The 15,494-nt window shown below is 59.2% G+C and carries 11 protein-coding genes; 9 read left to right on the plus strand and 2 right to left on the minus strand.

Annotated elements, in window-relative coordinates; all coding sequences use genetic code 11:
• Positions 1-3 precede the first annotated feature (3 nt).
• The gene (gene ftsY / locus L0Y14_RS02185; protein ID WP_006473565.1) at positions 4-987 is read right to left on the minus strand and encodes a signal recognition particle-docking protein FtsY; all 984 of its coding nucleotides are present in this window, start codon (positions 985-987) and stop codon (positions 4-6) included.
• A gap of 369 nt (positions 988-1,356) precedes the next feature.
• Between ftsY and L0Y14_RS02190 the strand changes: the two genes are divergently transcribed.
• The 7 genes from L0Y14_RS02190 (at position 1,357) to L0Y14_RS02220 (ending at position 7,673) form a co-directional block, all read left to right on the plus strand.
• Complete coding sequence (locus L0Y14_RS02190; protein ID WP_039959444.1) at positions 1,357-2,727, plus strand: M16 family metallopeptidase; 1,371 nt, start codon at positions 1,357-1,359, stop codon at positions 2,725-2,727.
• A gap of 24 nt (positions 2,728-2,751) precedes the next feature.
• Positions 2,752-4,056, plus strand: coding sequence for a M16 family metallopeptidase (locus tag L0Y14_RS02195; protein ID WP_240991548.1), 1,305 nt, complete (start codon positions 2,752-2,754; stop codon positions 4,054-4,056).
• Positions 4,057-4,078: 22 nt separating this feature from the next.
• A complete protein-coding gene (gene rsmD, locus L0Y14_RS02200) occupies positions 4,079-4,663 on the plus strand; it encodes a 16S rRNA (guanine(966)-N(2))-methyltransferase RsmD (protein WP_006473568.1) in 585 nt (194 codons plus the stop codon).
• A 63-nt stretch (positions 4,664-4,726) separates the two neighbouring features.
• Complete coding sequence (gene coaD / locus L0Y14_RS02205; RefSeq protein WP_005958582.1) at positions 4,727-5,212, plus strand: pantetheine-phosphate adenylyltransferase; 486 nt, start codon at positions 4,727-4,729, stop codon at positions 5,210-5,212.
• Positions 5,213-5,313: 101 nt separating this feature from the next.
• The gene (locus L0Y14_RS02210) at positions 5,314-5,565 is read left to right on the plus strand and encodes a YfhL family 4Fe-4S dicluster ferredoxin (RefSeq protein WP_006473569.1); all 252 of its coding nucleotides are present in this window, start codon (positions 5,314-5,316) and stop codon (positions 5,563-5,565) included.
• Positions 5,566-5,606: 41 nt separating this feature from the next.
• Complete coding sequence (gene ggt, locus L0Y14_RS02215) at positions 5,607-7,256, plus strand: gamma-glutamyltransferase (protein WP_006473570.1); 1,650 nt, start codon at positions 5,607-5,609, stop codon at positions 7,254-7,256.
• A gap of 132 nt (positions 7,257-7,388) precedes the next feature.
• Positions 7,389-7,673 (plus strand): Lpp/OprI family alanine-zipper lipoprotein, encoded by a 285-nt coding sequence (locus L0Y14_RS02220; protein ID WP_005958585.1) that lies wholly within the window; start codon positions 7,389-7,391, stop codon positions 7,671-7,673.
• Between the two features lie 111 nt (positions 7,674-7,784).
• Here the strand turns inward: L0Y14_RS02220 and L0Y14_RS02225 are convergent, their stop codons facing one another.
• Positions 7,785-8,708: a L,D-transpeptidase family protein gene (locus tag L0Y14_RS02225; protein ID WP_006473571.1), complete on the minus strand. Its 924-nt coding sequence runs from the start codon at positions 8,706-8,708 to the stop codon at positions 7,785-7,787.
• A 529-nt stretch (positions 8,709-9,237) separates the two neighbouring features.
• Between L0Y14_RS02225 and L0Y14_RS02230 the strand changes: the two genes are divergently transcribed.
• Together L0Y14_RS02230 and L0Y14_RS02235 are read left to right on the plus strand one after the other, a co-directional pair.
• A complete protein-coding gene (locus L0Y14_RS02230) occupies positions 9,238-14,169 on the plus strand; it encodes a transporter substrate-binding domain-containing protein (protein WP_240991549.1) in 4,932 nt (1,643 codons plus the stop codon).
• Positions 14,159-15,244: a response regulator gene (locus L0Y14_RS02235; protein WP_005958588.1), complete on the plus strand. Its 1,086-nt coding sequence runs from the start codon at positions 14,159-14,161 to the stop codon at positions 15,242-15,244. Before L0Y14_RS02230 ends, L0Y14_RS02235 begins: the two co-directional genes overlap by 11 nt.
• Positions 15,245-15,494: the final 250 nt, after the last annotated feature.

Here is a 15,494-nt window from a genome sequence, read left to right on the forward strand (position 1 = left end):
CGCCTACCGCTCGAAGAGCGCGTCGACAAACTCTTGCGGGTTGAACTCGCGCAGATCCTCCACCGACTCGCCGACGCCGATGAAGCGGATCGGCAGCTTGAGTTTGTCGGCGATGGCGAAGATCACGCCGCCCTTGGCGGTGCCGTCGAGCTTGGTGATCACCACCCCACTGAGGCTCACAGTCTGGTTGAACTGCAGCGCCTGGTTGACCGCGTTCTGGCCGGTGCCGGCGTCCACCACCAGCAGTACCTCGTGGGGGGCTTCAGGGTCGATCTTTTTCAGCACCCGGGCGATCTTTGCCAGCTCATCCATCAGGTTGGTTTTGGTGTGCAGTCGCCCAGCGGTGTCGGCGATCAGTACATCGATGTTGCGAGCGGTGGCGGCCTGCAGGGCGTCGAAGATCACCGAGGCAGAGTCGGCACCGGTGTGTTGCGCCACCACCGGTACTTGATTGCGCTCGCCCCAGCTCTGCAGCTGTTCCACTGCGGCGGCGCGGAAGGTGTCGCCCGCTGCCAGCATCACCTCCTGGCCTTCGTGTTTCAGACGCCGCGTCAGCTTGCCGATGGTGGTGGTCTTACCGGCGCCGTTGATGCCGACCATCAGCACCACCAGCGGCCGGCCCGGGGGGGGAGGCGGTGGTGGGGGCGCGCAGGATTCAAGGATCGCCAGCAGCTGCTGCTTGAGGATGCGGCTGAGTGCTTCGGGGTCGCTCAGCTCTTTGCGCTTTACCCGCCCGGTGAGGTCATCGATGATGCGGCTGGTGGCGTCGACGCCGACGTCGGCGGTGAGCAGTAGGGTCTCCAGCTCCTCTAGCAGCTCGTCGTCGATCTCTTTGCGCCCCAACAGCAGGTTGGCGAGGCCATCGCTCAGGTTGCTGCGGGTGCGGGAGAGGCGCTCCTTGAGGCGGGAGAAGAGACCCTTTTCGCGCTGTTCCACGACTGCTTCGGTGCTTTGCGCCTCAGCTTTTTTCTTTCCGAATCCAAACATAAACCGTTCCCGCTACTGCTTGGGAGCCTCTGAACAAATCATGGACGGGAGTCTTGCGGGCCACATTCTGCTCGCCCAGATTCATCCAGAGGCCCCATATGGAACTCGGCGCCGGTGACAGACTCTATCAGTCTGTTGCCGCTTGGACATTCCAGATTGCCTCTGAAACAATGCCGCGGCACCGGGTTCCCGCCCGTTGATCAGCTATTTTTACAAGCCCGTGGGGGCAAGTAAAACAGGAATTTGGTTTTTTAACAGAATGTTGAGAAGGGGTTTTGCCCCTTCTTCTCCGGTTTGAGTAGCGCGGTGGGGGACTTTTTCCTGCTGCGTCCGAGGTTTTATCTACCGGGCAGACATTCGGGAGAGAAGATGAAGAGAGCCTTGTTGATTGGTTTTTTTGCCAGCAGCCTGGTCGTGGCGCCGCTGCAGGCAGAGGTTCACGAACGGTTGTTGGAGAACGGCATGAAGGTGATCGTCAAGGAGGATCACCGTGCCCCCATCGCCGTCACCCAGGTCTGGTACAAGGTTGGCTCCAGCTATGAGCATGGCGGCATCACCGGCGTCTCCCATGTGTTGGAACACATGATGTTCAAGGGTACCGAGAGACATCCGCCGGGGGAGTTCTCGCGCATCATCGCCGCCAATGGCGGGCAGGAGAACGCCTTTACCGGGCGCGACTACACTGCCTATTTCCAGACCCTGGCCAGTGACCGCCTGCCGGTGGCATTCGAGCTGGAGGCGGACCGGATGCGTAACCTGACCCTGCCGGAGGCAGAGTTCCTCAAGGAGGTCGAGGTGGTCAAGGAGGAGCGGCGCATGCGCACCGAGGACAAGCCGCAGTCACTCACCTACGAGCAGTTCAACGCCACCGCCTATCAGGCCTCCCCCTACCGGATTCCGGTGATCGGCTGGATGAGCGATTTGGAGGCGATGCAGATCGATGATCTGCACGCCTGGTACCGTCAGTGGTATGCCCCCAATAACGCCACCCTGGTGGTGGTCGGCGATGTGCAGCCAGAGGCGATCTTCGCCCTGGCTGAGCAACACTTTGGCCCGCTCAAGCCGGAGCAGATCCGCCCCCTCAAGCCGCGCAGCGAGCCGCCCCAGCGCGGCATCAAACGGCTGCAGGTGAAGGCGCCAGCGCGCCAGCCCTACATTTTGATGGGCTACAAGACACCGGTGCTGGCAAGCGCCGAAGACGCCTGGGAGGCCTACGCGCTGGAGATGCTCGCGCATGTGTTGGATGGCGGCTCGAGCGCCCGGTTGGAGCGCAATCTGGTGCGCGGCAGCAAGGTGGCAGCCTCGGTGGATGCCAGCTACAGCGCCTTCAGTCGACTCTCTGGCATGTTGATGCTGGATGCCACGCCGACTCCGGACGGTTCGCTGGAGACCTTGGAGCAGCAGCTGCGTGCCGAGGTGGAGCGTTTCAAGAGCGAGCGGGTCAGCGAGGCGGAGCTGGAGCGGGTGCGCAACCAATTGATCGCCGGCAAGGTCTACGAGCAGGATTCGATTTTCTACCAGGCGATGCTGCTGGGTCAGCTGGAGACGGTGGGGCTCGACTGGCGGCTCGGGGATGAGTATGTGGCTCGTCTCAGGGAGGTCACCGCCGAGCAGGTGCAGCAGGTGGCGCAGAAATATCTTATCGACGACAACCTCAGCGTGGCGGTGCTCGATCCGCTGCCGCTGGATGGCAAGCAGCGCCGCCCGCGGGCGGCTGCTGGCGGGCGTCACGGTGGTTAAATGAGGAGTCGAAGCGTGAATGGAATGAAGAGAAAATTCTGGCTAGTTTTGTCGCTGCTGCTGTTCGTGGCTCAGTTGCAGGCCGGGCCGAAGATCCAGAGCTGGCACACCAGCAAGGGTGCCCGGGTGTTGTTTGTGGCGGCACCGGAGCTGCCGATGGTGGATGTGCGTCTGGTGTTCGATGCTGGCAGCGCAAGGGATGATGGCAAGCCGGGCGTCACCTCTCTGACCAATACCCTGATGGGGGAGGGCGCCGGTGAGTGGAACGCCGATCAGATCGCCGAGCGGTTGGAGAACGTGGGGGCGGAGCTGGAAGTGGGCTCGCTGCGCGACATGGCCTGGGTGGCCTTGCGCAGTCTGACCGACGCCAAGCCCCTCGCCACCGGGCTGGAGACCCTGGCGGCGGTGGTCGCAAACCCGCGATTCGAGCCGGAAGATCTGGAACGGGAGCGCCAGGCGACCTTGGCGAGCCTGCTGGCGGATGAGCAGTCGCCTGGGGCTATCGGCAAGAAGGTGCTTTACCGGCTGGTGTTTGGCGATCACCCCTATGCCCATCCGGTGGAGGGTAGCCAGGCCTCGGTGAAGGCGCTGACCCGGGCGGATCTGCTGGCGACCTATCGGCGGCTCTATGTGGCGCGCAATGCGGTGGTCGCCATCGTCGGCGCGGTGGACCGAGCGCAGGCAGAACAGATCGCCGAGCAGGTCACCGCCGGTCTGACCGAAGGCGAGCCCGCGCCGGCGCTGCCCGAGGTGGCGCCGATCGGCCAGGCGCAGCTGGAGTCGATCGAGTTTCCCTCTTCCCAGAGTCATATCTACCTGGGGCAGCCGGGCATGAAGCGGGGCGATCCCGACTACTTCGCCCTCTATGTGGGCAATCATGTGCTGGGTGGCAGCGGGCTGGTCTCGATTCTCAGCGAGGAGGTGCGCGAGAAGCGCGGTCTCTCCTACAGCGTCTACAGTTACTTTCTGCCGATGCGCCAGAGCGGCATCTTCCAGCTCGGCCTACAGACCAAGAACGTTCAGGCGGATCAGGCGCAGCAGGTGCTGCTCGACACCCTCAAACGCTATGTGTCAGAGGGCCCCACGGCGGCGGAGCTGAAGGCGGCGAAGCAGAACATTACCGGTGGCTTCCCGCTGCGCATCGCCTCCAACAGCAAGATCGTTGAGTATTTGGCGGTGATCGGCTTCTATGATCTGCCGCTCGACTATCTCGACAGCTTCACTGCCAAGGTCGAAGCGGTTACCGTCAGGCAAGTGCGCGATGCGTTTCGTCGCCGCATCCATCCCGATCGCCTGGTCACGGTACGGGTGGGACGGCAGGGCTCGTAATGTTATTTGCGATGTCTGTCAGATGAGGGCGCGGGGGCGTTCTGCCGCCAATCAGGTGCGTATCATCGGCGGTTTGCATCGGGGACGCAGGCTTCCGTTTGCTGATTTGCCTGGCTTGCGGCCGACCGGGGATCGGGTGCGCGAGACCCTGTTTAGCTGGCTGCAGCCGCTGATTCCCGGGGCGCGCTGTCTTGATCTGTTTGCCGGCAGCGGCGCGCTGGGGCTGGAGGCGGCCTCCCGTGGCGCCAGTCAGGTGGTGATGCTTGACAGCGCACCCCAGGTGGTTGCCCAACTGGAGCAGAGCCGGCAGCTGTTGCGGCTCGGCGAGGTCGTCTCGGTGATGCGCGCTGATGCCCTGGCTTGGCTGCGTGGTGCAGCCACCCCCTTCGATATTGTGTTTCTTGATCCCCCCTTTGCCGCGCAGTTGCTGCCGGAGTGTTGCCGGCTGTTGAGTGAAAATGGCTGGCTGGCTGAGGGGGCGAGGATCTATCTGGAGGATGATGCTGGGCGTGGGCTCGCACCGCCCGACGGCTGGGAACTGCTGCGGGAGAAGCGTGCCGGCCAGGTCTGTTTCGGGCTGGCCCGCCCTCGGCAGGATGGCGGATGATATATATCATTCCGGTAAAACAATTCTGTTACTATCATTGCCCCCAATTGAGTACTCAAATCGATGCCGATCGCCGTCTATCCTGGAACTTTCGATCCGATTACCAATGGCCACTGTGATCTGGTTGAGCGGGCCTCGAAACTATTTGACAAGGTGATCCTTGCGGTTGCAGTCAATATCGGCAAACATCCGGCCTTTGATCTGGCACAGCGGGTTGAGTTGGCCGAAACGGTGTTCGCGGATTGTGCCAATGTGGAGGTGAAGCCGTTCAACAACCTGCTGGTGGAGTTCGTGCAGGCTCAAGGGGGCGACGTGATCCTGCGGGGGTTGCGTGCGGTGTCGGACTTTGAATATGAATTCCAGCTGGCGAGTATGAATCGGCGCCTCGCGCCGACCCTGGAGACGATGTTTCTCACCCCGGCGGAACAGTGCGCCTTCATCTCGTCGAGCCTGGTGAAGGAGATTGCGGTCCTGGGTGGCGATACCTCCGAGTTTGTGCCGCCGGCAGTACAGACGGCACTGGAGCGGCGTTTCAATACCGTGGAATGATTTCAGGCAGGGCAAGGTGGTTTCCCTGTTTGATGGGTTTTATTTAGTGTTTGGCAGGCTGCTAGAATCGGGCAGATGTCTTTGAATGAGGAGAAGTGATAATGGCGTTGATAATCACCGATGAATGTATCAACTGTGACGTTTGTGAGCCCGAATGTCCCAATGGTGCGATCACCCAGGGTGACGAGATTTACGAGATCGACCCCGATCTCTGTACCGAATGCGTCGGTCACTATGATACCTCCCAATGTGTCGAGGTCTGCCCGGTAGATTGTATTCCGAAAGATCCGGAGCACGAAGAGACCCAGGAAGAGCTCTATGCCAAATATCAGCGGATCACTGGCGAAGAGTGATTGGCATTAGTTGGCTCATGATCTTCTGCAGGAAGGCCTCCATGTGGGGCCTTTTCTTTTTACTGCTGGTCAGTGGCAGTGTGCAGGGAGCCGCCCCCAACGCGGCGGGCATTGCCAGCGCTCACCCGCTTGCCACCGAGGCGGGGCGTGAGGTTATCGAAGCTGGCGGCAATGCCTTCGATGCTGCGGTTGCGGTGAGTGCTGCGCTGGCGGTGGTGGAACCCTATAGTTCTAGTCTCGGTGGGGGCGGCTTCTGGCTGCTGCAGCGGGCCAGCGATGGCCGGCAGGTGATGCTGGATGGGCGCGAGCGGGCGCCGCTGGCGGCCCACCGGGATCTCTACCTGGATGAGGCAGGCGAGGTAGTGCCGGGGCGTTCCATCGACGGGGCGTTGGCGGCGGGGATTCCCGGCGAGCCCGCGGCATTGGTGCATCTGGCCGAACACTATGGCCGCCTGCCATTGAGCCGATCGCTGGCGCCAGCGATCCGTCTGGCGCGGGATGGGTTTCCGGTGGACCGGCACTATCGGCGCATGGCTGAGTGGCGTCTGGATGCCCTGCGCAGCTCACCAGCGGCGGCTGGGCAGTTTCTGCACGACTGGGAGATCCCGGCCGAGGGTGAGCTGATCCGCCAGCCTGACCTGGCCAGCACCCTGCAGCTGTTGGCCGACAAAGGCCGAGATGGTTTCTATGCGGGCGAACTCGCCCAGCGCCTAGTCAAAGGGGTGCGTGACGCAGGTGGCATCTGGAGCCTGCAGGATCTGCAGCAATATCAGGTGGTCGAGCGCGAGCCGATCCGCGGCCGTTATGGTGAGCTCAAGATCATCAGTGCGGCACCGCCCTCATCTGGCGGGGTGGTGCTGGTGACCATGCTCAATATCCTCGAGGGATTTCAGATCGACAACCTGCCTCGGGTGCAGCGGGTCCATCTGATGATCGAGGCGATGCGCCGGGCCTACCGGGATCGCGCCGACTATCTGGGCGACCCGGACTTTGTCGATATGCCGCTACAGGCGCTGACTCACCCCTGGTATGCCGCCGGGCTGGCGCGGGATATTCAGCTTGAGCGTGCTACGCCAAGTACCCCGCAGCCGGTTTCAAAGGCTACCGAGGGCGCTGATACCACCCATTTTTCGATCATCGACAGGGAGGGCAACCGGGTCGCGGCGACCCTCAGCATCAATTATCCGTTTGGTGCGGCCTTTGTGCCGGCCGGCACTGGGGTGTTGCTCAACGATGAGATGGACGACTTTTCGGCCCGCCCCGGAGTGCCCAACGTCTATGGCCTGGTCGGCGGTGAAGCGAACGCCATCGGGCCAGGCAAACGGATGTTGTCGAGCATGTCTCCGACCTTTGTTGAGAGTGATGCTGGTGTGGCAATGCTGGGTACGCCTGGAGGCTCGCGCATCATCAGTATGGTGCTGCTGGCGATTCTGGAGCTGGCCGATGGTCAGCCGATTGCGCAATGGGTTCGCCAGCCGCGATTTCATCATCAGTACCTGCCGGACCGGGTAGAGTATGAGGCTGGTGCGTTTGACGACAAAACTGTGACTGAATTGCAGAGTATGGGCCATATACTTCACCGCCTGGAGCGTGAGTATGGCAATATGCAGGCGCTTTATTGGGATCGCCGCAGTGGCCAGGTCACTGGCGCGAGTGATCCACGAGGTTCGGGGCGTACTGTGATTTGGTGAGTCCCGATAGATCTGCAGATCTAATGCAAGTTAAAAAAGATTTACGATCTGGCATTGAAATTATTGGGTTTTTGGATCAAGATTTGTGACCGAACGCCCAGTTTTTCCACGGAAAAAGAGAGATAGAAAGAGATGAAAACCACCAAGATGCTGAAAGCCTCCGCTATGATTCTGAGCCTGGGCCTGCTGGCCGGTTGTGCAACCACCGCTCAGATTGAGGAGGTGCGGAAGGAGGCACAGGCTGCTCAGAATGCTGCAGATGCTGCATATAAGGCTGCCAAGACAGCTGAGCTGGATGCTGCATCGGCCCAGGGGACTGCGGACAAGGCGATGGCTACGGCAAATGAGGCTGCTGCTGAGGCGCGTAAGTGCAGCGAGCGCTGCAGCCGCATGTCTGAGAAGGCGATGGCTAAATAAAGCCGCTATTTCCGCTGACCCCCGTGGGGTGAAACGGAGCGAAAGAACCCCGGATGTCATCAGGCTCCGGGGTTTTCTCTTGCCCGATAGAAACAACGCAGTTGCAGCAGATCAGTTGTCGCCGGGCAGCTCGCTGAGTGGCACGATCTCCGGGATGCCGGTTTGATCTCTTGCGATGGTCTGTAGGATGTCCCAGTCAGGCTGTCTCCGGTCCTCTCCTAGCTTGGTGATCATCGCCGTCACCAGGCCGGTGTGGTTTCGCCCCTCCACTTTTATCTGTTCATTGAGTGGGGGGTGCGCCTCGACGTAGAGTTGCCCATCCCGCCAGCCCGCCTTGTAAGGACGATTGATGATCCGCACCGGCGTATTCACTGGAATCTGCCGAAAAAATTCCTCGATATCCTCTGGATAGAGGCGGATGCAGCCGTGGCTGACTCGCATGCCGACCCCATAGGGCTTGTTGGTGCCGTGCAGCAGGTAGCCGCGCATGCCAAGGTAGATGGCATACTCCCCGAGCGGATTATCGGGGCCGGGCGGCATGACTTCAGGCAGAGGATCGCCCATCTTCTGATGCTCCTGACGGATCGATTCAGGCACATACCAGGATGGGTGGGCTCGTTTCCTGATCACATGGGTAGCGCCCTCCGGTGTGCCCCAGCCTTCCCGGCCGATGCCGAGCGGATAGGTGATTACCTGCGCCTGATCCTTGGGGTAGTAGTAGAGGCGCAGTTCTGCCAGGTTGATGACGACCCCTTCGCGGGGAACATCGGGCAGGATAAAGAGTTGTGGGACAAAGATCTCTGTACCCTCGCCCGGCAGCCAGGCATCAACTCCAGGGTTGGCCTGGCTGACCTCGCGGAACCCCATGTCGTGGCCTCGCGCAATATCGGAAAAGGTATCCTCGTAACGGGTCTTGAGCTCGATGAGTTCACCGACCAGATCCTCGCCCTCGGGTGGCAGTGAGAATGTCAGCGCGGCGGATGTCTGGAGCCAGCTCAGGCCAAGACAGAACAGTATGAAATAGGGCAAACGCATCAACAGCTCGAACTTGTCTATAGGATGATCGCCGCTATTCTAGCTTAGAAACCGAAGATTAATTCAATTTGGATAAACCACCGCCTCAAGCGGTGCGACTCGAAAAAGCTCTGCCATTGTCGCCTGCCTATTTTGGAAGAAATTTGGGTGAGCATCAATATCGATAAAGGCAGGGATTCAGTCCGCAAAACACTCAGATGAATGCGAATAAGAGTGTCGGATAACGGGCTGAAGTGGCGTAACCGGGTTTACACAATAGTCGCGTTGTTTGTGTGATTGGCGGATTATTTTTTTAGCGGGGCTGAGGAGTACACGGGCTTGTTTGAGGTAACCAGGGAATGACCTGCGGCTGATCTTCAACTACGATTTTTGAGTGAATGGCTTGTGAGAGATTAAAACGGTGCAGAGTGCGATTCAGCGAGTATAAGCGGGCATGACAGCAATAGCGGCTGGCCAGGTCTGGATCGGGAGGGTGGCATCCGCGTTGTTGTGGTTGCTGGCTTGCCAATATACCTGGGCCGCCGCAGAGATGGATCCCCCCACATCCAGACCGCTGGTGGTGGTCTACAATGCCGGCACCCCGCCCTTCAAATTTACCGATGCTGACGGCAGGGCCGCCGGCATTCTGCCCGATATCTGGCGGCTCTGGTCGCAAAAGAGCGGCATCCCGGTGGCCTTTAAACAGACCAGCTGGGAGCGCTCTTTGGAGATGGTACGCAGTGGCGAGGCCGATCTGCATGCCGGCATGTTCTACTCGGCACAACGGGATCAGCTCTATGAGTTCACCCGGCCCACCATCGGGATCGAATACTACTTCTACCTGCACAAAAACATCCTCGGAGTGAAAACGGAGGCGGATCTCGAAGGGTTGGTCATCGGTGTGCCCAAAGGATTTACCCATAGCTACGCCAGAGAGCACCTCAAAGGGGTCTCACTGGTGGTCTTCGACAGCTTTGAGACACTCTACCAAGCGGCCCTTGAGGGCCGGGTGAAGGCGTTTATCTCCCCCGCTGCCAATCTAAGCCATTTTTTCGCAAAGACAGGTGAGCCGAACCCATTTCGCCGTCTTTCAGATCGGCCCTTCTATTCTCGCGACTATCGTGGTGCTGTGCGTGAGGGCAATGCGCAGTTGTTGGATCTGATTGATGCGGGACTGAAGCAGATCAGCCCGCAGGAGTTTCAGGTGATCGCCGATCGCTGGGGGGCAGGGCGGGACAGCGGCAGGATATCGATGCCGCAGCTGACATTGAACGCGGAAGAGCGCGCCTGGCTGGATCGGCATCCTGTGATCGAGATTGGAGTGGATGGGGCCTGGCCGCCAATTGACTTCATGAATCAGCAGGGGCTGCACAGCGGTATTGCCCATGACTACCTCACACTGATTGGCGAACGTCTCAAGGTTGAGTTTCGGGTTCATCCTGGCCCCACCTTCAAGCAGATGCTGGCCAGGGTCAGCTCGGGTGAACTTAAACTCGGCATGTCGATTGTACAAACAGAGGAGCGCGCCAGGGATCTCTGGTTTACCAGTGAGTTTTTTACGGTGATGAAGGCCATAGTCACACGCAAGGATGAGCGGGCAATTCACACCATTGAGGATCTCTATGGGCGCAAGGTCGCCATTGAGAATGGCTTCTCCACCATGAAGCAACTGCAAGGCCATCCGCAGATTGAGTTATTGCCTGTTGCTAATACGCTGGAGGCGCTGAAAAAACTCTCTTGGGGTGAGGTGGACGCCTATGTGGGAAACCGCTCGGTAGCGCAATGGCTAATTGAAGAGCAGCAGCTTAGCAATCTGCACTTTAGCGGTGACCCTGGATTTGGTCCGGCACTGCAGCGTTTCGCGGTACACCAGGATCCAGCGTGGGTACCATTGGTGTCGATCCTCGATAAGGCGCTGAATAGCATTACCGAGGATGAACGGCGGGTGATTCTCAATCGCTGGTTATCGCCAGGAGGAGAGGTGCCCGAGGCAGGTCCTGTGCTGAAACTGACCAAGGAAGAGCGGGCCTGGCTGGCCGCGCATGGCACCATCCGGTTGGGGGTCGACCCGGCCTGGCCGCCGGTTGAGTTTGTGCCGCAGGATGGTGGCTATAGTGGCATCGTCTCCGACTACATGAAGGTCGTGGGCGAGATGCTCGGGGTGGAGTTTGTCATCGAAGAGTCTACCTCCTGGGCCAAGGTGATGCAGAAGGCGCGTGGGCGGCAGTTGGATCTGGTGCCGGCGCTGGTACGAGATGAAGCGCGTGACAGCTTTCTCAACTTCACTCGCCCTTATCTCAACTTTCCTTTTGTGGTGTTTGTGCGTGACGATGCGGCTCTGATCACCGGCCTGGAGGATCTCAGTGGCAAGCGGGTGGTGGTGGAGCAGGAGTATGTGACCCTCGACTACCTGAAAAGAGATCATCCCGATATTGAGGTGGTGCAGGTGCCCACCTCGGAAGAGGCGCTACGACGACTCTCCCTGGGAGAGGTGGATGCCTATATAGGCAATCTGACGGTGGGCAGTTACCTGATCACTAACCGGGGCATCAGCAACGTCAAGGTTGCCGCCCCCACTCCCTACAGTTTCGATCTGAGTGTCGGGGTGCGCAAGGATTGGCCCGAACTGGTCTCGATCTTGCAGAAGGCGCTGGATGCGATCCCCCAGAAAGAGGTGATAGCTATCCGCCAGAAGTGGTTTGCAGTGCGCTACGAGATGGGGGTGGATTACACGCTGGCGTTGCAGATCGCGATCGGTGCGGTGTTGATCATTCTGCTGGCGGCGCTCTGGGTGGTGTATCTAAGGCGCGAGCAGCGCCGATTGCAGCGCAGTGAGGAGCAGTTGAGAAACATCATCAACACCATTCCCCTGGCCATCACCATCAGCGATCTGGAAGGCACTATCCAGATGGCTAACCCGCAGGCGGCATTGGATGTCGAGTGTGAAAGTGGGGAGCTGATCGGACGCAACATGTTGGGCTTCTATTTGAATGAGAGTGACCGGGTTGAGGTGTTGCGGCAGTTTCAGGCGGAGGGGCAGATCCACAGTTATCCGATCCGTTTTGCCACCGATCGGGGTGGAGTGATCGAGGGGCTACTCTCTGCCATTCCGATCCGTATCGGTGACAAACTCATGAACCTCGGCATACTGGTCAATCTAACCGATCGAATCCGTATGGAACGGGAACTGGCGGAGGCGAAAGAGGCTGCAGAGCAGGCGAATCGCTTCAAGAGCAACTTCCTGGCGAACATGAGCCACGAGATCCGTACCCCGATGAACGCGATCATCGGTATGAGCCATCTGGCACTGCAGACCGAATTGACGTCGAAGCAGCTCGACTATCTGCAGAAGATCCAGAGTTCCTCCCACCACCTGCTGGGCATCATCAACGATACCCTCGACTTCTCCAAGATCGAGGCGGGCCGGCTGGAGATCGAGACCACCCACTTTCAGCTCGATGAGGTGCTGGAGAACCTCGCCACTCTGCTCAATATCAAAGCGGTGGAGAGGCGGCTGGAGCTGGTCTTTGAGCGCGAATTGGATGTGCCGGACCGGCTGATCGGTGATCCGCTGCGGCTTGGGCAGGTGCTGCTGAATCTGGCGCAGAATGCAATCAAATTCACCGAAAGCGGCGAAGTGGTGGTTTCGGTACGGCTGCTGGATCGCTCAGCGCAGCAAGTGCGGGTCGGTTTCGAAATAAGAGACAGCGGAATCGGCATCGATCCTCAACGCCTGCCACATTTGTTTGATGCCTTTGTTCAGGCGGATGGCTCCACCAGCCGCCACTACGGTGGCACCGGGCTGGGGCTGAGTATCTGCAAGCAGCTGGTGGAACTGATGCAGGGGCAACTCTCAGTGGAGAGCCGGCTGGGAGAGGGGAGCTGTTTTCGCTTCGAATTGGCGTTCGGTCTGCAGCCGGAGCAGCAACCGCGTCAGTTCGAACCCGACCCGGACCTGCAGGGGATGCGGGTACTGCTGGTGGATGACAACCCGATGGTGCGAACGGTGTTGGCAGATATGTTGCGTTCCTTCTCCTTTGAGGTGGAGGTCGGCGCCAACGCGGCGGAGGCCTACGAACTCCTGATGGGGGCCGGGGCGGTCGGTCTGGCCAAGCCGAAGCCGTTTCAGCTGGTGCTGATGGATTGGCACATGCCGCCGGTCAACGGTATCGACGCGGTGCAGCACATCAAGCAGGAGCTGGCGTTGGTGCAGCAGCCGAAGATGATCCTAGTTACCGCCTTCGGCCGGGAGGAACTGATGCAGCAGTCGCAGGCCGCCGGTCTGGATGCGGTGTTGCTCAAGCCGGCGAACCCCTCACTGTTGTTCGACACCATCATGTCGGTCTTCAAAGAGTCGGGGCGGGGACGTGAGACGGTACCAGCTGCCCGCTTCGGTGCGACTCCAGGGCGTCTCAAAGGCAAGGTACTGCTGGTGGAGGATAACCCGATCAATCAACAGGTGGCGCTGGAGCTGTTACAGAGTTTTGGTCTGCTGGTGCTGGTGGCGGAGGATGGCAGGGCCGCATTGCGGCGGCTGCAGGAGAGCGCGTTTGATCTGGTGCTGATGGATGTGCAGATGCCTCTGATGGACGGTTATGAAACAACCCGGCAGATTCGGCAGCAACCGGAGCTGCAACAGCTGCCGGTCATCGCTATGACCGCCCATGCCATGAGCGGTGACCGGGAGAAGTGTCTTGATGCGGGCATGAGCGACTATCTGTCGAAGCCGATCGACCCCGCAAAACTACTGGCAACCCTGCGTCACTGGCTCGGCGAGCAACTGCTGTCAGAGGCTGAGGTTGTAGATCTCCCACAGGATCAGGCGGCCTTCCCTGATGCGGTGCCTGGAGTGGATCTGAACTGGGGGATGCAGCGGGTGGGCGGTAACCGGGTGCTCTATCTCAAACTGCTAAAGGAATTCATCAGCCACCACGCTGACAGCTGTGAGCATCTCAAAGTGTTGCTGCAACAGCTGGAGATGGGGGATGCGATGCGCCTAGTACATACGCTGCATGGGGTGGCGGGAAATATTGGTGCACGCCAGTTGGAACAGAGTGCGGGCAAACTGGAGAGCGCTATGCGGCAAGCCCGGGAGGATGAGCTGCCGTCACTGATTGAGGATTTTTGCCGACAGGCAGAGGTAGTGTTTGCCGGCTTGGGCCAGTTGATGCAGCAGGAGCGTGCCAGCCACAGAGAGGTGTTTGGTCTGCCCCAGGTGAGTGAGCCGGCGCTTACTGATGCGGAGTTAAGGTCGTTACTCGTTACGCTTAAGGAGCAGTTCACATCGGGTGATGCTGATGCGCGGGAGAGCGTCGAGCGACTGGTGAACGATGTGCGTCTCAAACGGGTGGACCTCGGGCAACAGACGAAAAGCCTGCGGGATGCTGTCATGAACTATGATTTTGACGAAGCTGCCGATATTTTCGGGCAGATAATAGAAGCGCTGGATATTTCGATAGACGAGGTCCTGGATGACGAGTGATACCGGATACAGCATTCTGGTGGTAGATGACGAGAGTTTCTACATCAATGTATTGGTCGATCTGCTCAGGGAACAGTACCGGGTGACTGTCGCCAAGAGCGGACAGCAGGCGCTCTCCCGCGTCAGCAGCGAGATTCCGCCAGACTTGATCCTGCTTGACATTCTGATGCCAGAGATGGATGGCTATGAAGTCTGTAAACAGCTCAAAGCTGATCCGTGTACTGTCGATATTCCGGTGATCTTCCTCACCGTGAAGAGTGAAGTCGATGATGAGATCCGTGGTTTTCAGCTGGGGGCGGTGGATTACATTACCAAGCCCATGAGCCCGCCGCTTGTGCTGTCACGGGTCAAGACCCACTTGGCACTGAGTCAGACCCGGCGGATCCTGAAAAATCAGAACCAGCTGCTTGAAGAGCGGGTGAGGGAACGTACCCATGAGATCTCCCGTACCCAGGATGTAGCGATCTTCTGTCTGGCGTCACTGGCCGAGACGCGGGACAACGAAACCGGAAACCATATTCGGCGTACCCAGCACTACATACAGTTGCTGGCCAACCATCTCAAAGCCTATCCGCGCTTCCAGAAAACCCTGAATAATGAGTATATCGACCTGCTTTTCAAATCGGCGCCGCTGCACGATATCGGCAAGGTGGGGGTGGCTGACAAGATCTTGTTGAAGCCGGGTAAACTCGATCCAGCTGAATGGGAGGAGATGAAACGTCATGCCCAGTATGGTTTCGATGCCTTGTTGAGAGCAGAGCAGGAGTTGGGCAGTACCGCTTTTCTGCAACTTGCCCGTGAGATCTGCCTGACCCACCATGAGAAATGGGATGGAACCGGCTACCCGAATGGCCTGATAGGTGAGGCGATCCCCCTGAGTGGACGTCTGATGGCGCTGGCGGATGTCTATGATGCTTTGATCACTTCCCGCGTTTACAAAGAAGCCTTCTCCCATGAGACTGCGGTTGAGATGATCCGGGAGGAGAGAGGCCGCCATTTTGATCCCGAGGTGGTCAGAGCCTTTCTCGATTTGGAGGACTCCTTTCAGGCGGTCGCAAACCGATTCACCGAATGAGCGGTGTTCCCCTCCTGTCTCTCCGGCACGGACCGCAATGCACTGAAGCCTCTTCTGCACCGGCCATAAGACAATGATTTACCCTATCTTTTGCTTGAGTACTTCGGCGGCCTTCGGCCGCTGACTCTATTCCCTTCGTTTCCGCCGGCCCCGGTTGCTGATGGCCGCGTCATTTTTAAGCCTAAAGAATCGTTTTCCCGGGCCGATAGTCAGCGTGTAGCTGGTTGGTTGCCGTAGTGAACTCGCTCCG

Origin of the sequence: Candidatus Endoriftia persephonae (assembly GCF_023733635.1) — a bacterium.
In the GTDB taxonomy this organism is placed as follows: domain Bacteria; phylum Pseudomonadota; class Gammaproteobacteria; order Chromatiales; family Chromatiaceae; genus Endoriftia; species Endoriftia persephonae.